The following is a 17,442-nucleotide window of genomic DNA, read 5'->3' on the forward strand; positions in this document are numbered from 1 at the left end:
GTCCAACGTTACCGCCCGCCGGACTTTCCTGCCCGGCGCCGGCCCGCCACGCTGTCCAGCACCAGGAAAAGCATCAGCAGGAACGCCACAGGCAACCCGTACAGGGCAGTGGCAGTGACCCAGGCCGGAGCAGCGGAGCCTGCGAAGGCCAGTGCCATGACGGCTCCCACCGCCACGAGGGAAAGCATGGCAACAACCGCTGCGCAGATCATCAGTGGGCGCCGGTATCGCGAGGGTGTCATGCAGGCAACGCTAACAGCCGGGCGGCCGGTGGTGGCGCCACAGGCGGCCGTGAGCGGCGGGCACACAGCCGCAGGCAGGCGGCAGGACGAAGGGTGCGTGAAAGCAGGATTCCGGCCCCCGGCAGGATAACCTTGAAGAACAGACCAACACGGTCCGTCGCTGTCATACCCTGAACCCGCACATCAGTGCGGATGCGGTGACTGCCGGCCGTGTCAGAAGACGTCAGAACGAAGAAGGTTGATTACGTGCCTACCGGCAAGGTCAAGTGGTATGACAAGGAAAAAGGTTTCGGATTCCTCGCAGGCGAGGACGGCCAGGAAGTCTTCCTGCCCAAATCATCGCTCCCCGAAGGCATCACGGAACTGAAGGCCGGCACCCGGGTTGAGTTCGGCGTTGCCGACGGCCGCAAGGGTGCACAGGCCCTGGGCCTGCGCGTCCTGGACAAGACGCCGTCCATCGCCAAGGCCAAGCGGCCCAGCGCCCGGGACCTCGCGCCGCTGGTCCAGGACCTGGTCAGCGTGCTGGATAACCTCTCCGGAACCCTGTCCGCGGGCAAGTACCCGGAAGGCAACAAGGGCAAAGCCATCGCGGCTGCCCTGCGTAAGGTTGCCGACGAGCTGGACGTTTAGGTCTTGGCCATGAACGCGGAAGCTGAACAGCGGGACACCACAACAGCGGAGAAAGTAGGCGCCAAAGCCGAGGCCAAGCGCCGCGCCGGCGTGCCCGTGTGGCGTACCGGAAAGCCGGATGCCTTCCTCGCCGCTGCCGTTGGCGAGGCGCGAACCGCCATCGAAGGCATCGCGGCGGCGTCGGACATCGGTGCGCACCTGGCTGCCAAAAGTGAGGGCGACCGCCTGGTCACCCACCTCTTCGAATCAAGAATGGCCGGCTACCACGGCTGGCAGTGGTACGCGGTCCTGACCAGGAACTCCCGCTCCAAGGTGGTCACGGTCAGCGAGCTTGGCCTCCTGCCGTCGGAGGACTCCATCCTCTCCCCGGAATGGGTGCCGTGGGCCGAGCGCGTCCGCCCCGAGGACGCACAGGCCGCAGAGGAAGAGGAACCGCGCGCTGCCGAGGCTTCCGCTGCGGAGCCGGACACTTCGCACGCCGAGGCTGAGACTCCCGGGTCCGAGGACCGGGACGAAGACTCCGAAGTCGACGAAGGCGACGACCCCGCCGGCGAGGCTGACTAAGCAGTTGCCAATGCGCAGGGTTGAGAACCAAGAAGGCCGGCACTGATGTCCACCTTCAAATCCCTGCACATCCTCAACTACCGGATCTGGTTCCTCGGCGCGCTGGTTTCCAACATCGGAACCTGGATGCAGCGGACGGCCCAGGACTGGCTGGTGTTTGACCACCTCACCGATCACGACGCCGGGGCCATGGGCATCACCATGGCGCTGCAGCTGGGGCCGCAGCTCTTCCTGGCGCCGGTCGCCGGCCTCGTGGCGGACCGGTACAGCCGCCGGCAGCTGCTCATCATCACCCAGTCAATGATGGCCCTCCTGAGCACCGGCCTGGGCATCCTCGTGGTGCTCGGCGCCGGCCAGCTGTGGCACGTCTACGGCTTCGCCCTGCTGCTGGGCATGGTCTCCGCCCTCGATGCCCCGGTGCGGCAGACCTTTGTTTCTGAACTGGTGCGGGACGACTACCTGCCCAACGCCGTGGCCCTGAACAGCGCCTCGTTCAATGTCGCCCGGATGATCGGGCCCGCCGTGGCCGGCGTCCTCACCGTAGCGGTAGGTCCCGGCTGGGTGTTCGTGATCAACACCTTCACGTTCCTGGCCATGCTTCTGAGCCTGTGGAAGATCCCCGCCGCGTCACTGCGCCACCTTCCCCGGGCGGCTCCGGGTAAGGGCCGAATCCGGGAGGGGCTGCGCTATGTGCGGTTCCGGCCGGACATCGTGGTGGTCCTGGTGGCCGTGTTCATTGTGGGAACACTCGGCCTTAACTTCGTGCTGTTTATCGCCGCGATGGTGGGCACGGAATTCGGGCTGGACGCCAGCGCGTTCGGGCTCATGAATTCCATTATGGCCATCGGTTCCGTGGCAGGCGCGCTGCTCTCCGCCGGCCGCGGCAAGCCCCGCTTGCGGATGATCTTCGGCGCCGCGGCCGCCTTTGGGGTGACCTCGGGACTGGCCGCGCTTGCCCCGGACTACTTCTGGTTCGGGTTGGCGCTGGTGCCGGTGGGCCTGTTCGCAATCACCATGATGACCAGTGCCAACGGCTACGTCCAGACCACCACCGATCCCGTGATGCGGGGCAGGGTCATGGCCCTGTATATGGCCATCTTTATGGGCGGCACACCCATCGGCGCCCCGTTGGTGGGATGGGTGGCCAACGTCGCCGGCCCCCGGTGGTCGCTTTCCGTCGCGGCCGCCTCCGGGATCATCGCCGCCGTGATCGGAATGATCTGGATCATCCGCGCCCAGCGGCTCCGGCTCACCTTCAACCGGCGGGCCTGCGGCCTCCGGTACTTCGGCGTCGTCTCCCATCTGGGCGTCCAACAACCGGGGGACAACGCAAACGGCGCCGCCCGGGACGAAAACCCGGACGACGCCGTCGGACGCTGACAACCGGCGTCACCACAAGACAGCGCGAACGGACACTTGGGGCCCTGGTTCCTGGGCCCCAAGTGTCCGTTCGCGCGGGTGCGCTACTTGCGCAGCTCGCCCACCACATAGTCGATGCTTGCCAGCAGCGCGGAGACGTCAGCCGGCTCGATGGCAACAAACGTGGCGATCCGGAGCTGGTTGCGGCCCAGCTTGCGGTACGGCTCGGTGTCCACGACCCCGTTGGCGCGGAGCACCTTGGCGATCGCGGCGGCGTCGATCGAGTCGTCGAAGTCGATGGTGGCGATGACGTTGGAACGGTCCTCCGCCTTGGCCACGAACGGCGTGGCGTACTCGGAGGCCTCGGCCCAGGAGTAGATCCGGCCGGCGGAGTCAGCGGTGCGGGCGGACGCGAAGTCCAGGCCGCCGTTGGCGTTCAGCCACTGCACCTGCGCGTCGAGGGTCACCAGGGTGGAGAGCGACGGCGTGTTGTACGTCTGGTTCAGCTTGGAGTTGTCAATGGCGGTCTGGAGGTCCAGGAAATCGGGGATCCAGCGACCACTGGCCTTGACCCGGGCGGCGCGTTCCAGCGCGGCGGGGGAGAAGAGCCCCAGCCACAGGCCGCCGTCGGACGCGAAGTTTTTCTGCGGGGCGAAGTAGTAGACATCGGCCTCGGAGACGTCCACGTCCAGGCCCCCGGCTGCGGAGGTGGCGTCCACCAGGACCAGGGAACCGGCGTCGGCGCCCGCGACGCGCTTGACCGGAGCCGCGACACCCGTGGAGGTTTCGTTCTGCGGCCAGGCATAGACATCCACGCCAGCCTCGGCGGCCGATACCGGGCGCGTGCCGGGCTCGGACTTGATGATGGAGGAGGCGTCCAGGAACGGGGCCTTGTTGGTGGCTGAGGCGAATTTGGAGCCGAACTCGCCGAAGGACAGGTGCTGGGCCTTCTTTTCCGCCAGGCCGAAGCTGGCGACGTCCCAGAAAGCGGTGGAGCCGCCGACGCCGAGGACCACTTCGTAGCCTTCGGGGGCGCGGAAGAACTGGCTGAGGCCTTCACGGACGGAGCCCACGAGGTTCTTGACCGGAGCCTGGCGGTGGGAGGTGCCCAGGATGGTCTTGGACGCCGCTGAGAGCGCTTCGAGCTGCTCCGGCCTGACCTTGGAGGGTCCTGCGCCGAACCGTCCATCCTTTGGCAGGAGGTCGGCGGGAATAGTGATGCTGGTTTCGCTCACGGGGGCTCCAATTTCGGCATGGACGTGGCTCACGTCCGGGCGGTGGGGTGGCCGGTAGTCGGCGGTGACTGCATAAGGACCTCTTTTATTCTGCCTGAACCCTCGATTGGGCGGGGAACCGGGGCCGTCATAGTCCGGCCAATGAGACCGTTTGTCCCCGCCCGGGCATTATCCAGACAAATTCAAAATAGGCTAAGCTTTTTAGCGGACCTCGCCGCTGAGCGGGACGCGATACGGTGGGACAACGCAAGGTACTGCGCTCGAGGAGCTGAGCTGGATGACGGATCTGATCGATACTACGGAGATGTATCTTCGGACCATTTTGGAGCTTGAAGAAGAGAACATCGTTGCTCTTCGCGCACGCATCGCCGAACGGCTGCGGCATTCCGGACCCACGGTGTCCCAAACCATCGGCCGAATGGAACGGGACGGACTGGTCGTGGTCTCCGGAGACCGCCACCTGGAGCTCACGGAAGCCGGGCGGAAACGCGCTACGGAAGTGATGCGCAAGCACAGGCTCGCGGAACGGCTCCTGGCGGATGTGATTGGCCTGGACTGGGCCTATGTCCACGATGAAGCGTGCCGCTGGGAACACGTGATGAGTGAACGCGTTGAGCAGCGCATCTACGAGTTACTTAACCACCCCACCGAGTCTCCATACGGCAACCCCATCCCCGGACTGGCTGCCCTGGGCGGACCCGCGCCTGCGCTGCCCGACGCCGGTGTGATTAATCTCCTTGATGCGATGCAGGGCTACGGGCCGGCGTCGAACGTGACGGTCAGCCGGCTGGCTGAACCCATCCAGGTGGAACCTGAGCTGCTGGTCCAGCTGGACGAAGGCGGGATCAGGCCCGGTGCCTCGGTGTCCTTGGAGCGCGTGGGGGAGTACATTTCCGTGCGGGTTCCGGGAATCGAAGGGGCGCTCGAGCTGCCCCCGGAAGTGGCATCCCACGTCTTCGTTTCCGTCCGCTGACGGGACGGCGGTCCGCCGTGTGGGGCCGCGCCATAGCGCAGTGACCCAGGTTCCGCAAAGATAACGGAATTGTTACTGTCCAAGTTAATCACCTATAGTTGTAACTCAGCGTCGATACAAAAGCGTTACCTGATCCGGAGCCGAGCTCTGCCAGCGGATCAGGTGCATCAGTCACCAACTGGCAGAGGCGGGGGAACCACAACCGGCAGTCGTAAGACTGCCTTGGGGTGAAGTCCGTCAGCAGCAAGCCTCTTCCAGCGAAGGATCCTCACGGGATATCTCTGCGCCAAGTGCTTGTCACGGCGGACCGGGTCTTTGAACTCTCTGACCCGAATCCGACAGCTAACTTCGCAGGCTATCCAGAGAGGAACATTCTTGACCACGCAATACTCCAGGGGCCGCCGTCGCGCGGTGGGTCCCGCCTCGGCGCCCAGAGTGGCCGAGGATTTCACCGCGGAGAGGCCCCGCGACCCACAGCGGGACGCCCGCCGCCGCCGGGGACCCTTCCGGCAGATGACGGATTTCGCCGCCGCCAGTGGCCTCGGCCAGAAGGCCGGCATCGCCTTGGCAGCAACAGGCCTAGCACTTACCGTGACGGTTCCTGTGACCGGCCCCGTGATGGCCACTCCGGCACCCGGCCAGGCCGCATCGGCCGTTTCCGCTGCTCCGCAGCCCGAAGTTACCGCCGAAGCCGCCGCCCAAATTGATTTCAGCCGCTCGTCCGTGGTTACCCAGGGTGATCCCGACGGCAAACTGAAGCAGCTGCTGAGCGCACAGTCCGCGGGATCCATTACCCGTGCGGCCTCTGCCGGAAGCCTCGGCTCGCCGCTAGCCCAGCTGGTTACAGTCTCTCCGTTCGGATTCCGGGTCAGCCCCATTACCGGCGGCTCCGGCGATTTCCACCGTGGCCAGGACTTCGTGGCACAGTGCGGAACCTCTGTCCTGGCTGCCGCCAGCGGCACCGTGACCTTCGCCGGCTGGCACCAGTACGGCGGCGGGAACCGCGTTGTGGTGGATCACGGCAATGGCCTTGAAACCACCTACAACCACCTCTCCTCCGGCAGCGTCAAGGTAGGCCAGACGGTCAGCCGCGGCGATGTGGTTGCCCTGAGCGGCACCACGGGCGCGTCCACGGGCTGCCACCTCCACTTCGAGGTCCAGGTCAATGGCGAAGTCGTTGACCCCACGGGCTGGCTCTGACCAAATGATGGCCAACTCTCGAATCGCAGTGACGTGCCGTGACCTGAATGTGACATTGGCTCGGAACTCCTGTAACGTCTAAAGCGCGTCAACTTTTCCGAAGTTGACGTTCTTGAGTGGATTGCCTAGCTCTGCCACCGCTCAAGGTCCGTTCGCATGACATCGTCTGGCAGGGGCGGGGGAACCAATTTTGGTCTTCGATTCTGAAGGCCTTGGGGTTAAGTCGCAAAGCTTCCACTGTGAAGCAGCGCGGCCGGGTGACTCCCATCCGAATCCGACAGCTCACCTCGCAGGCATTGGGAGAGGCTACCTTCGTGTCTTCACGCCATACTTCTGCGCGTCACCGCGCACAACCGGTTCGCACTAACCCCTTGGGCTCCGTGTCCAAGGCCGTCAGTGCCAATGCCGGGACCGTAGGTCGCCAGGCTGCTGTTATCGCAGCTGCATCAGGTCTGATCCTGAGCATGGGGCTTCCGGCCAACGCCGCGGACACCACCGCCGGCGTTTCCGCCTCCACCGAGTCCGGTTCTGCGCAGACGGCACTTGCCGTAACTGCCGCGCCCACGGCTACCGTTTCCTTCGAACGCCCCGTCATCAAGACGACGCCGGCGCCGAAGGTTGAGACGGTCCGTGCGCAGTCCACGGCCTCCGAAGCCGGGGCTCAGGGTGCTGCCGCAACCGAGGCCGCGGCCTCCAAGCTCGCTGACACTGTCTCCTCCGCTGCCGCTTCGGGTCTGGCAGCACTTGCCTACACCGGTATCGGCAACCCCTACCTCTGGGGCGGCACCACTCCCAATGGCTGGGACTGCTCAGGCTTCACGCAATGGGTCTACGCCCAGGCTGGCATCAGCATTCCCCGCACCAATGCCTGGACGGCCATGCGGCCCACCGCCACACCGGCCACCGGTGACCTGGTCATGCAGAATGGCGGCGCCCACGTTGGCATTTACGTCGGCAACGGCATGATGATCAGCGCACTGAACCCGTCACAGGGCACGCTGCTCCACTCCGTGGCATCAACAGGCTCCTCCGCGTTCTTCACAATGGCCCCGTAGTTCCTGCAGTCCAGTAGTTGCTGCAGCCCAGTAGTTGCTGCAGCTTGGCTGCCGGAACCGTTTCTTCGCGAGAAACTCTTCGCTAAATCCCCGTTCGGGGCGTGCCGGCGTACCCCCAAGATGCCGGCGCGTCCAAAGCCCTTAGGCTGCCTACGCGGTCCTGAGGAAAACGAAAGAGAGAAAATTAATGACTACACGTGCAACTGTTGCACGGCACCGCGCCGAGGTCGCCAAGACCAACTCGCTGGCTGTCATTGCCAAGGCTGTCGGCGACAACGCCGGCGGCATGGGCCGTCAGGCTGCGGTTATCGCTGCTGCTTCCGGCCTTGTCCTGACCAGTGGTATCGCTGCGAACGCGGCTGACACCGGCGTCCAGCGTGAAGCTGCGTCCGCTTCGAACCTTGAGGCTGAGGTTTCCGCCCCGGCCATCATTTCGGCTGCTTCCACCATTGCCATCTCCTACGAGAAGCCCGCAGTGACCACCACGCCGGCTCCCATTGAGGCTCCCGCCCCTGTTGTTGAAGCTCCGGCTCCGGCTCCGGCCAAGGCCGCGGCCACCCTCACGGTAGCGTCGGCAACTCCGGCCGCTCCGAAGGCGCCGGTCTCCGCCAGCGGCAAGGGCCAGGCCATCCTGTCCGCAGCCTATGCACAGCTCGGCGTCAGCCAGGACTGCACCATGCTGGTCACCAACTCGCTGGCTGCCGTGGGGATCAACTTCCGCGACTGGCCTGCAGGCTACCTGTCCCTCGGTCAGACCGTCAGCGCCGCCGAGGCCCAGCCCGGCGATCTGTTGTACTACGCCGACGGCGGCGCGGGCGTTGCCCACATTGCCGTCTACGCTGGCAACGGCCAGGCCGTGCACGGGGGCTACAACGGCAACCAGACCGTTGTGTTCAGCGCCAATGTCGGCTCCGGCCCCGTTTACATCCGCGTGTCCTAGCACCAGAGTCAGCATTCGAAGGACCCTCGCTTCACGGCGGGGGTCCTTCGCTGTCTGCGGGCTGCTGCCCTGATCCGGAGAGATGCACGAATCCGACACGTGACGGCGGCCGCTTCTGCGATTAGCTGATCCCGGGATTCTTTGTTTACTCTTGTGGTGTCGATCCATAGCCCGGATATGCCGGGGGCAGCCGGCCCTCGTGCCCCTGACGGGTGCGGCCACAAAGAGGTACGTGCATGCGCACTCTCGTTCTGAATGCTGGATATGAACCGCTGGCGGTAGTCACCTTCCGCCGGGCGCTGGTGCTTGTGCTCACGGGCAAGGCCAGTGTCATTGCCGAGGGCGATGATCCTGTGGTGGGACCGCAGGAGATCCTGGGCCGCCCGTCCGTGATTCTCCTGAACCGCTACATCCGCCCCAGATACAACCAGAGCACCGCAGTCAGCCGCCGCGGAGTCCTGCGGCGGGACGGCCACCGCTGCGCGTATTGCGGCAAGGGTGCCCACACCATCGACCATGTGCAGCCCAAATCACGTGGCGGCGCCGACTCCTGGGAGAACCTGGTGGCCGCGTGCCTCCGCTGCAACAACACCAAGGGTGACCACACGCCGGCTGAAATGGGCTGGAAGCTCAGGTTTGATCCGGAACCGCCGCATGGCACCATCTGGCAGATCAAGGAACTTGAGAAGCCCACGCCGGCTTGGGATCCGTTCCTGCTGCCTGAACGGGCCGCCTGAATCCAGTCGCTCCGCAAGTCCAGCCCGCGCAGTATTCCAGCCCGCGCGGTTAAGCTGGGAGGGTGGACGCTGACCCCCTCGACTTCGATGCCGTCATCCTCGCCGGCGGCCGTTCGTCGCGGCTCGGTGGCGTGCCCAAGCAGAGTCTGACGTACGACGGCGCCTCCCTCTTGTGCCGCTCCGCCGCCGCTGCGAGGGGAGCCCGGGCCGCCGTCGTGGTTGGTCCGGACACCGGGGAGGTGCCGGCCGGCGAAATCCCTGCCGGATTTCTCCGCTGCCGCGAAGAACCCCCCTTTAGCGGACCGGGGGCGGCCATCGCGGCCGGGCTCGCGGCCCTGGCCGCTGCGGGTGGCAGCCGCCCCGGGCTGACGCTGGTGCTGGCCTGCGACATGCCCAACGTAGGGCAGGCGGTGGCGGTGCTGAAGGCTACTTTGCGTGCGCGAGGACCCACCGCCGGAGCGCCCACGGGACCGGACGGCGTAGTGGCCGTCTCGGAGGATGGCCGCCGTCAGCCGTTGGTCGGTTTTTATAGCACGGCCGCGCTACAACGTTCCGTGGCGGAACTGGAAAGCACAGGACGCTTAATCAACGGGTCGGTGAGGGCACTCCTTGCTAGTCTGGACGTGCAGCTTGTCGCCGTTCCGGCCGGCTCCACGGCAGACGTGGACACCTGGGACGATGCCGCCGCACTTGGAGTGGCCGGCCCGGATCCCCTAACCGGGCTCCGGGGCAACACTGCCGCAGACGATTTGGGAGGCAGAGCGTGAAAAGCCAGGACGAGACGCTGGAAGAATGGTGCAGGTCCTTGCTCCAGGCGTATGAACTGGAGGACGTCCAGATCGACGTCAACACCATCCTGTCGCTGGCCGGCGTGGCAGCCCACTCAGTGGTCCGCCCCGCCGCCCCGCTCACCACCTTTATTGCCGGTTTCGCCGCCGGCCTGGCTGCGGGATCGGGGCAGGCCACCAACGCCGCCGCCATGACCGCTGCCATGGACCGTGCCCGCACCCTGGCTGCTGACTATGACGCCGAATCCGCCGGGACCCCCGTCGAATGAATCCCGTTCAGTGACCGCCGCCCCCGGCGACGCATCCGAAAATCCCGAGCAGCAGACAGCCCCGGCAAAGCACCTTGCCCATACCTGGGATGAGGCGCGCAGGGCCGCTTTTGATATCGCCACGCCGATTCCGCCGGGCCGGGTTCCCCTGGGCCAAGCCCTGGGCAGGGTCCTGGCCGGCGACATCACTGCGTTGCACGACATGCCGCACTACGCGTCGTCTGCGATGGACGGATGGGCCGTCAACGGCAGCGGTCCGTGGATCGTGGCAGAGGCAGGCCAGCGGCTGGCACCCCACCAGGCCAGCCCCATCGTCACCGGCGGACTGATCCCGCCCGGCGCCAAAGCGGTCCTGCGCAGCGAAAGCGCCGTGCTTGGAACGGACGACGACGGCCTGCCGCTCCTGATGACCGGCGGCGGCGCCCGCCCCGGCGAGCCCGGGAACGGCCAGCACATCAGGAAGGCCGGCGAGGAAGCCGCCGCGGGAGATGTGCTGGTCAAGGCCGGCGTAACACTGAACCCGGCCCATCTGGCGGTCGCAGCCCTGGCCGGGCACGATGACCTGCTGGTCCAGGGCAAGCCGGTGGTTAAGCTCCTGCTGACCGGCTCCGAAGTTGTGGCCCACGGGCTGCCGGTCCCCGGACAGGTCCGGGACACCTTCGGTCCGCAGCTCGCGGCCGTAGTGGAAATGCTTGGCGGTATTAACGGCGGCCAGGAGCGGATCGGCGATTCCTACGCTGAGTGGCTGGACGGCCTGGCCGACGTCCCGCCCGAGGTGCCGGACCCCTCCGCGCTGCCTGCCGACGTCGTGATCACCACCGGCGGTACTGGCGTCTCGGACACCGACCACCTCCGCCGGGCTGTGGCGGAACTGGGCGGGCGGCTGGTCATCGACGGCATCGCCATGCGCCCCGGCCATCCGGCTGTCCTGGCCGAGCTCCCCGACGGTCGCTTTGTCCTGGGGCTCCCCGGAAACCCGCTGGCCGCCATGATGGCACTGTCCACGGTGGGCGAACCGCTGCTGGCGGCGCTGGGCCACGGCACCATGCCGCCGGTGCAGGAGGTCCCGTGCGGGACCACCATTGAGCCTGAGCCGGGCCGGACCAGGCTGATGCCCTTCAGGCTGCTGTACGGGATGGCTTCACCGGCCAAGCACACGGGTCCCGGGATGATGCGCGGACTGGCGTCGGCGCACGGTGTGATGGTTGTTCCGCCGCATGGCGTGCAGCTGGGCGAACCAGTCCCGGCGTTCGCTTTGCCGTGGGGGCCGCCGGTGCCCGCGCCCGCGCACCCGGGTACCAAGCCCAAGGGCCGGCCCGCCGCTAAGCCGGCCACCCGGGCAGCTGGCAAGGACGCTGCGAAGCCTGCCGGTCCGGTGGACTGGAGTGCCCTGCTGGGGTAGGCGCCGTGCTGCGGAACCACGTACGCCACAGCCCGGCCAGTGGTGCAATGATGGACCTATGAACAGCGCCAGCCGGCAGGTCCGGAACGTCCACGGGGCCCTTCAAGACAGTCTGGCGGTTCGCTGATGGGGCGCGTGACGCAGCGCCGCAAGGTGCACAAGTATGTTTTGGATGGCTCGCCCAATGCCCTTGAGTTCCCGGTCCGCCACCGCGAGGACGTCCTCGCCGTCGAAGAGCCGCTGGAAATCCGGATCGGTGCACTGTCATTCTCGGTGACCATGCGGACGCCCGGGGACGACTTTGACCTGGTGGCCGGCTTCCTGGTGTCCGAGGGGATCATCTGGGCTCCGGAGCAGCTGGTGTCGTTGCGGTTCTGCGCCGGCGAGGACGAAGACGGCGTCCAGACGTTCAATGTGGTGGAAGCCCAGCTGCGGCCCGACGTCGAACTCCCTGCGAAGGGTCGGAACGTCTTCACGTCCAGCTCCTGCGGTATCTGCGGCACGGACTCGATCGAGGCAGTGCGCAAGTCCTCCCATTTCAGCCCGGCGGCGGATCCATTGACCGTGCCCGCCCATGTGCTGGCATCACTGCCCGGGCGGCTCCGCGAAGCGCAGGACGTTTTTGACGTCACCGGCGGAGTGCACGCCGCGGGCCTCTTCCGCATAACGGACGACGGCGGCGTGCAGCTTTTGTGCCTGCGCGAGGATGTGGGGCGCCACAACGCCGTGGACAAGGTAATTGGCTGGGCCCTGCGGGAGCGGTTGCTTCCACTAACCGGGCTGGTCCTGCAGGTCTCGGGCCGCGCATCGTTTGAACTCGTCCAGAAGGCAGCGTTGGCGGGCATTCCCGTACTGGCGGCGGTGAGTGCGCCGTCGAGCCTTGCTGTGGAGCTGGCGGAGGCCAGCGGCATGACCCTGGCAGGGTTCAGCCGGGGCACCAGCCTGAATATCTACGCCGGACAGGGCAGGATTACGCTGCCCGCCGCGCAGGTTCCGGAGCCGGTTCGCGGGGAGGACGCGGCCGAGTTAAGCGCGAACGCGCCGGGATAAAACGGCCCCAGCACCCTTCGGCGAAGATTTCCGGTGACGCTTGGCTATTGAGCTACTAGCCGGTAGATTTTATCCATCGATTGGACGCGTTTTGGTCCGGATTCGAGTACTCCAGTTCAAGCACCTAAGAGGGTTTACATTGCATGACGACCGCCGGATCACCGAAGTCCGCGTGGACCGGTTTGTCCGCGAGCGGATCATTCCCGCTGTTTACGCCCGCACTGTTCCGCTGAACCTGACCAGCTGGGATGCGCCCGGCGAACCGTTGTCCTTGGTGGATGCACTGCGGAATCACTTCGAGCCGCAGGAACACGGTGCTGCCTGGGGCAAGCCGTGGGGGACCAAGTGGCTGCGCCTGCAGGGCGACGTCCCGGAGGCCTGGGGCACCGGCCCGGACACCGCCGTCGAAATCGTGGTGGACCTTGGCTTCATCAACGAAGCCCCCGGATTCCAGTGCGAGGGAATCGCCTGGCGCCCGGACGGCACCATCATCAAAGCTATTTCGCCCCGGAACCAGTACATTCCCCTGAAACTCCTGGGCAGCGGCATGTCCGTTGACTTCTACGTTGAAGCGGCCGCCAACCCGGACATGGCGCAGGGCTGGACCTTTGCCGCCACACCCTACGGGGACAAGGCAACAGCAGGCACGGCGCCGCAGTACCGGCTGGGCAGGATCGCCATCGCCGAACTCAACCAGACGGTCTGGGAACTCCAGCAGGACATCTGGACCCTCGCCGGGCTGATGCACGAGCTCCCCCCGGAGCAGCCGCGGCGCCATGAGATCCTCCGCGCGCTGGAGCGCATGATGGACCAGATGGATCCCGACGACGTCCCCGGCACCGCCGCAGCCGGGCGGGCAACCCTGGCCGAAGTTTTGTCCAGGCCCGCCTACGCTTCCGCCCATCAATTGGTGGCAACGGGTCACGCGCACATTGATTCGGCATGGCTCTGGCCGGTGCGCGAAACCATCCGCAAATGTGCCCGGACGTTCTCCAACGTGGTGGCGCTGATGGATGAGGATCCGGGCTTTGTGTTCTCCTGTTCCTCGGCTCAGCAGCTGGCCTGGATGAAGGAGTTCTACCCCGAGCTTTTCGGCCGGATCCGGGAAAAGGTCAAGGCCGGGCAGTTCGTCCCGGTGGGCGGCATGTGGGTTGAGTCGGACACCAATATGCCCGGCGGCGAGGCAATGGCCCGGCAATTCATTGAGGGCAAGAACTTCTTCCTCGACGAGTTCGGCGTCGAATGCCGCGAAGCGTGGCTCCCGGATTCCTTCGGCTACTCCGCGGCCCTGCCGCAGATCGTCAAGGCGGCGGGCAGCCGCTGGTTCCTCACGCAGAAGATCTCGTGGAACCAGGTCAACCGCATGCCGCACCATACCTTCAACTGGGAGGGCATCGACGGCACCCGGCTGTTCACGCACTTCCCGCCCGTTGACACCTACAACGCCGAGCTCAGCGGACGCGAACTGGCGCACGCCGAGCGGAACTTCCGCGACCACGGGCGCGGCAACACCTCGCTCGTCCCGTTCGGCTACGGCGACGGAGGAGGCGGGCCTACGCGGGAAATGCTGGCTGCCGCCAGCCGCACCGCCGACCTCGAAGGCTCGCCCAAGATCCGCGTGGGTTCCGCCGAGAGTTTCTTTACCCAGGCGGAGGAAGAGTATTCCTCCCTGCCTGTCTGGGTAGGCGAGATGTACCTGGAACTTCACCGCGGCACGTACACCAGCCAGGCGCAGACCAAACGCGGCAACCGGCGCAGCGAACACCTGCTCCGCGAGGCCGAACTCTGGTGCGCCACGGCTGCTGTCCGCGGCGCCGGCTCCTTCGAGAACCCGGCGGCGGAGCTGAAGCGGCTCTGGCGGCTGGTGCTCCTGCAGCAGTTCCACGACATCCTGCCCGGCAGCTCCATCGCCTGGGTCCACCAGGACGCGGAACGCAACTACGCCGCGATCAGTGCCAGCCTCGAAAACCTCATAGCGCAGGCAGCGGCCGCGCTCCTCGGCGAGGGGTCGCGGACCTTCCTGCTCAACGCCGCACCGCACACGCGCAACGGCGTTCCTGCCTTGGCTGCCGCAGAGCTTTCGCCGACCGGCCAGCCGGTCCAGGCAACCGCTCTGGATGGCGGTTACGTGCTGGACAACGGCATCATCCGGGCTGTCCTGGATGCCGATGGCCTGCTTGCCTCCCTCACCGACTACGCCACGGGACGCGAAGCCATCGCTCCCGGAGCGCGCGGCAACCTGCTGGAACTGCACCGGGACACCCCTAACGAGTGGGACGCCTGGGACATCGATGAGTTCTACCGCCGCAACGTCACCGCCCTCACGGCGGCGCAGGCCATTCGGGTGGAGCACGCCGGAACCAGTGCCGTTGTGGTGGTGGAGCGGGTCGCCGGCTCGTCACCGCTCACCCAGCGGATCACGCTGGATGCCGGCAGCGGCTCCCTCACCATCACCACCACCGTTGAGTGGCAGGAGAGCGAGAAGCTGCTCAAGCTGGGCTTCCCGCTGGACGTCAGGGCGGACCGCTCCGCCTCGGAGACCCAGTTCGGCCATGTCTTCCGTCCCACCCATGTCAACACCTCGTGGGAGGCCGCCAAGTTCGAGATCTGCGCGCACCGCTGGATCCACGTGGCCGAGCCCGGCTACGGCGTCGCGATTTCCAATGCGGCCACCTACGGGCACGATGTCACCAGGAGCGTGCGGGATTCCGACGGCGGGACCACCACCTCGGTGCGTCTCTCCCTGTTGCGTGCACCGAAGTTCCCGGACCCGACGGCGGACCGGGGCCACCAGGAACTGACCGTGACCATCCGCCCCGGAGCCGGAATCGCCGACGCTGTGGAGGAGGGGTACCGCACCAACCTTGCACCCCGGCTGGTGAAGGGCGCCCGCGGCGTGGAGCCGCTGTTCTCCGTGGACAACCCGGCCCTGGTCATCGAGGCGGTCAAGCTTGCCGAAGACGGCTCGGGCGATGTTGTGGTCCGCCTTTATGAGTCCCTGGGGCGGCGGTCCGCCGGCGTGCTCACGGCCAACTTCCCGGTCACGGCTGTCCAGGCCACGGACCTGCTGGAGCGCGCCACCGACGCGCCGGGCGTCAACACTGCCGCAGCAGAGCAGTCGGTGGAGCTTTCGCTGCGCCCGTTCCAGCTGGTCACCCTGAGGTTCGCGCGCTAGGTGCGGCATGGATGCCAGCTGTCCGGTCAGCACGCGGGTGGGTCAGCACTCGGGCGGGGCGGAGCAATCGATGAAGGCCGGCGTGAGCTGGCCGTTAAATGGCTGAGTGGGGGCGGTCCCCAACGGCCCGCCACCACTCATCCCCCCAAAGAATGCAAAGACCCAACGGGCCCGGCGTCCAGGAATCTATCCCCGTTCGCGAACGCCGGCACCCAACTTCACACATTCATGATTGTGCCATGTCTAATGATTTTGTGAAAGTTTGAAGGCTACTTTGCAGTAGAAGTCTTTTGTCTCGGCTCATTCTGCCCGGACCGCAGCTTGGCTACCCAGATCAGCGCCAGCCCGATGACAAAACATAGGACGGCTGTGTAGTTGATGACAAATTCCACTGAACCCAACGCCGGTGGGAGCACCGGGAACAACAGGCTCGCGCCAATGGCAACCGCTCCGAGGGCCAGCAGGAATGCCGCTACCCGGACCAAGAGCGGAAAAGTACTCCGGCAGGCCCGCACCATGGCAGGCAGCAGGACCAGCGAAACGTACGCAGGGTAGGCGCGGCCTGCGGCACCGTAGTACTCAACCAGCAGTCCGTGCCGGGCGTCCTTGACTGACACCGAGCCCATGCCCGCGGAGGACCCCGCCGTGTCCATCATCAGGAACACAACCACCACCATCAGCGAGGTCAGGCCCAGCACAGCCATTCCGATCCGTCCGGTCAGCAGCCGGTAGGCGTCGTCGGCCCCAAAGCCCCGGGTGACGCGGATGCCCACGAAGAAAATAGCGGCGAAGATGACAAAGCGGAGCAGGAGGTTGGCCACATTAACACCGCCGAGCGCCTGGTCGATGGCAAGGTACGGTGCCTGGATGCTGAGCAGGATGGCGAGAGTCATCAGCGCAAAGATGTAGAACAGTGTCCGGTTCCTCCCCCTCACGGCACTGGGAACCCGCGCGACGGCCACCAGGCCGCAGACAGTCAGCGTGGACCACTGTAGGATTTCGATCATCCCAGGTTCTCCCAGATCTTTTCGGTTTTCTCGTGGTCATGTTCCTGCCGGCGGAGGGCCCTGCCGAGCGTCTGCAGCCGGTCACCGGCCAAGGTGGTCAGCTCGCCGTCGGACAGGCTGTCCAGGGCGGCCTGCCGGGCTCCGGGAGGCCAGCCGGCCTCCGCCTCCGTGACCAGCCCGGTGGCCACCAGGCCGCTGGCCGGGGCGACGCCGGCCGCAAGGGACGTGGCAACCGCCAGTTCCGGAGCCAGCCGGTTTGCGGTCAGTTGTGCCGAATAGTTCTGCGGAGCGATTCCGGTGGCGGCGGAGACCCGGTGCCGCAGCTCGCCGTCGTCGATGGCCTCCACCCAGTTCTTGACTGAGGTGGCGTGCGGGGCCGGCTCCAACGCCGGCGAACCGGCCGCCGCTGCCGCCGCCGGCACGCCGCCTGGGTCCGCGGCGGAACGGGCCAGAACTGCCCGCAGGAGGTCCGGGGTGGAGATCTGGCTGACCAGTTCGGACCTGCTGGGCGGGCGCGTGTCCGTGAGCTGGCTGTACGCGTCGAACGCCGCCAACGCTGAAACGGGATTGACGTTGTACGCCCGGCTGATGCTCACCACCGTAGTCTCTGCCACCTTGCCCCGGACGAGCTGCTGGGCCAGGGTGGTCCGCTTGATGCCTGACACGCGGCAGATGTCAGATGCGCTCGTCTCGGGGGCGATGCCGTGCAGCCAGCGCTGGAACGCCTTGGCAGATATAGGCATAAGCAGCTCTCTGCAGAACGGATGGTTAACGGTGATTTTAGCCTGACGTCAGCGGGCAGTTTGGTGCGGCGTG

At 66.3% G+C, this 17,442-nt stretch carries 17 protein-coding genes and 2 riboswitches; of the genes, 13 read left to right on the top strand and 4 right to left on the bottom strand.

Features of this window, described 5'->3' with window-relative positions; all coding sequences use genetic code 11:
- Positions 1-8: 8 nt before the first annotated feature.
- The gene (locus ACX80M_RS13640) at positions 9-242 is read right to left on the bottom strand and encodes a hypothetical protein (protein ID WP_058932785.1); all 234 of its coding nucleotides are present in this window, start codon (positions 240-242) and stop codon (positions 9-11) included.
- A 246-nt stretch (positions 243-488) separates the two neighbouring features.
- Between ACX80M_RS13640 and ACX80M_RS13645 the strand changes: the two genes are divergently transcribed.
- Genes ACX80M_RS13645 through ACX80M_RS13655 form a run of 3 tightly spaced genes read left to right on the top strand, consistent with a single transcriptional unit; the run spans position 489 to position 2,816 of the window.
- Positions 489-872, top strand: a complete 384-nt coding sequence (locus ACX80M_RS13645) for a cold-shock protein (RefSeq protein WP_056347308.1) — start codon at positions 489-491, stop codon at positions 870-872.
- A gap of 9 nt (positions 873-881) precedes the next feature.
- Positions 882-1,436: a DUF3027 domain-containing protein gene (locus ACX80M_RS13650; RefSeq protein WP_459309843.1), complete on the top strand. Its 555-nt coding sequence runs from the start codon at positions 882-884 to the stop codon at positions 1,434-1,436.
- 45 nt (positions 1,437-1,481) lie between these two features.
- Positions 1,482-2,816, top strand: a complete 1,335-nt coding sequence (locus ACX80M_RS13655; RefSeq protein WP_459309844.1) for an MFS transporter — start codon at positions 1,482-1,484, stop codon at positions 2,814-2,816.
- Positions 2,817-2,899: 83 nt separating this feature from the next.
- On the opposite strand, the gene serC is transcribed toward ACX80M_RS13655, so the two are convergent.
- Positions 2,900-4,030 (bottom strand): phosphoserine transaminase, encoded by a 1,131-nt coding sequence (gene serC / locus ACX80M_RS13660; protein ID WP_252602297.1) that lies wholly within the window; start codon positions 4,028-4,030, stop codon positions 2,900-2,902.
- Positions 4,031-4,307: 277 nt separating this feature from the next.
- Between serC and ACX80M_RS13665 the strand changes: the two genes are divergently transcribed.
- The 10 genes from ACX80M_RS13665 to ACX80M_RS13710 all read left to right on the top strand — a co-directional run bounded on the left by ACX80M_RS13665 (position 4,308) and on the right by ACX80M_RS13710 (position 15,619).
- Positions 4,308-5,003 (top strand): metal-dependent transcriptional regulator, encoded by a 696-nt coding sequence (locus ACX80M_RS13665; protein ID WP_252611379.1) that lies wholly within the window; start codon positions 4,308-4,310, stop codon positions 5,001-5,003.
- A 153-nt stretch (positions 5,004-5,156) separates the two neighbouring features.
- Positions 5,157-5,375, top strand: a riboswitch (cyclic di-AMP (ydaO/yuaA leader).
- A gap of 3 nt (positions 5,376-5,378) precedes the next feature.
- On the top strand, positions 5,379-6,203 hold the full coding sequence (locus tag ACX80M_RS13670; RefSeq protein ID WP_459309845.1) for a M23 family metallopeptidase: 825 nt from the start codon (positions 5,379-5,381) through the stop codon (positions 6,201-6,203).
- Between the two features lie 147 nt (positions 6,204-6,350).
- Positions 6,351-6,513, top strand: a riboswitch (cyclic di-AMP (ydaO/yuaA leader).
- A gap of 70 nt (positions 6,514-6,583) precedes the next feature.
- Positions 6,584-7,258, top strand: a complete 675-nt coding sequence (locus ACX80M_RS13675; RefSeq protein ID WP_459309846.1) for a C40 family peptidase — start codon at positions 6,584-6,586, stop codon at positions 7,256-7,258.
- Positions 7,259-7,445: 187 nt separating this feature from the next.
- Positions 7,446-8,198 carry a C40 family peptidase gene (locus ACX80M_RS13680; protein WP_459309847.1) on the top strand — a complete coding sequence of 251 codons (753 nt, stop codon included), beginning with the start codon at positions 7,446-7,448 and terminating at the stop codon, positions 8,196-8,198.
- 236 nt (positions 8,199-8,434) lie between these two features.
- The gene (locus tag ACX80M_RS13685; RefSeq protein ID WP_056346655.1) at positions 8,435-8,935 is read left to right on the top strand and encodes an HNH endonuclease; all 501 of its coding nucleotides are present in this window, start codon (positions 8,435-8,437) and stop codon (positions 8,933-8,935) included.
- A 62-nt stretch (positions 8,936-8,997) separates the two neighbouring features.
- The gene (locus ACX80M_RS13690) at positions 8,998-9,702 is read left to right on the top strand and encodes an NTP transferase domain-containing protein (protein WP_252602307.1); all 705 of its coding nucleotides are present in this window, start codon (positions 8,998-9,000) and stop codon (positions 9,700-9,702) included.
- On the top strand, positions 9,699-9,992 hold the full coding sequence (locus ACX80M_RS13695; protein ID WP_252602308.1) for a DUF6457 domain-containing protein: 294 nt from the start codon (positions 9,699-9,701) through the stop codon (positions 9,990-9,992). The genes ACX80M_RS13690 and ACX80M_RS13695 overlap by 4 nt, the downstream gene beginning before the upstream one ends.
- On the top strand, positions 9,958-11,394 hold the full coding sequence (locus ACX80M_RS13700; protein WP_374210050.1) for a molybdopterin molybdotransferase MoeA: 1,437 nt from the start codon (positions 9,958-9,960) through the stop codon (positions 11,392-11,394). Before ACX80M_RS13695 ends, ACX80M_RS13700 begins: the two co-directional genes overlap by 35 nt.
- A 126-nt stretch (positions 11,395-11,520) precedes the next feature.
- Positions 11,521-12,444 (top strand): formate dehydrogenase accessory sulfurtransferase FdhD, encoded by a 924-nt coding sequence (fdhD, locus tag ACX80M_RS13705; RefSeq protein ID WP_252602313.1) that lies wholly within the window; start codon positions 11,521-11,523, stop codon positions 12,442-12,444.
- Positions 12,445-12,583: 139 nt separating this feature from the next.
- Positions 12,584-15,619: an alpha-mannosidase gene (locus ACX80M_RS13710; RefSeq protein ID WP_459309848.1), complete on the top strand. Its 3,036-nt coding sequence runs from the start codon at positions 12,584-12,586 to the stop codon at positions 15,617-15,619.
- 269 nt (positions 15,620-15,888) lie between these two features.
- On the opposite strand, the gene ACX80M_RS13715 is transcribed toward ACX80M_RS13710, so the two are convergent.
- Complete coding sequence (locus ACX80M_RS13715) at positions 15,889-16,626, bottom strand: hypothetical protein (protein WP_459309849.1); 738 nt, start codon at positions 16,624-16,626, stop codon at positions 15,889-15,891.
- Positions 16,623-17,369, bottom strand: a complete 747-nt coding sequence (locus tag ACX80M_RS13720; protein WP_459309850.1) for a hypothetical protein — start codon at positions 17,367-17,369, stop codon at positions 16,623-16,625. The genes ACX80M_RS13715 and ACX80M_RS13720 overlap by 4 nt, the downstream gene beginning before the upstream one ends.
- Positions 17,370-17,442 lie beyond the last annotated feature (73 nt).

The organism is Pseudarthrobacter sp. MDT1-22 (genome assembly GCF_054511035.1).

Bases quoted from the DNA above. Each gene is read 5' to 3' on its own strand.
- ACX80M_RS13650 (WP_459309843.1), top strand. From the start codon at position 882: ATGAACGCGGAAGCTGAACAGCGGGACACCACAACAGCGGAGAAAGTA.
- ACX80M_RS13715 (WP_459309849.1), bottom strand. From the start codon at position 16,626: ATGATCGAAATCCTACAGTGGTCCACGCTGACTGTCTGCGGCCTGGTG.
- ACX80M_RS13720 (WP_459309850.1), bottom strand. From the start codon at position 17,369: ATGCCTATATCTGCCAAGGCGTTCCAGCGCTGGCTGCACGGCATCGCC.
- ACX80M_RS13700 (WP_374210050.1), top strand. From the start codon at position 9,958: ATGACGCCGAATCCGCCGGGACCCCCGTCGAATGAATCCCGTTCAGTG.
- ACX80M_RS13685 (WP_056346655.1), top strand. From the start codon at position 8,435: ATGCGCACTCTCGTTCTGAATGCTGGATATGAACCGCTGGCGGTAGTC.
- fdhD (WP_252602313.1), top strand. From the start codon at position 11,521: ATGGGGCGCGTGACGCAGCGCCGCAAGGTGCACAAGTATGTTTTGGAT.
- ACX80M_RS13665 (WP_252611379.1), top strand. From the start codon at position 4,308: ATGACGGATCTGATCGATACTACGGAGATGTATCTTCGGACCATTTTG.
- ACX80M_RS13640 (WP_058932785.1), bottom strand. From the start codon at position 242: ATGACACCCTCGCGATACCGGCGCCCACTGATGATCTGCGCAGCGGTT.
- ACX80M_RS13680 (WP_459309847.1), top strand. From the start codon at position 7,446: ATGACTACACGTGCAACTGTTGCACGGCACCGCGCCGAGGTCGCCAAG.
- ACX80M_RS13655 (WP_459309844.1), top strand. From the start codon at position 1,482: ATGTCCACCTTCAAATCCCTGCACATCCTCAACTACCGGATCTGGTTC.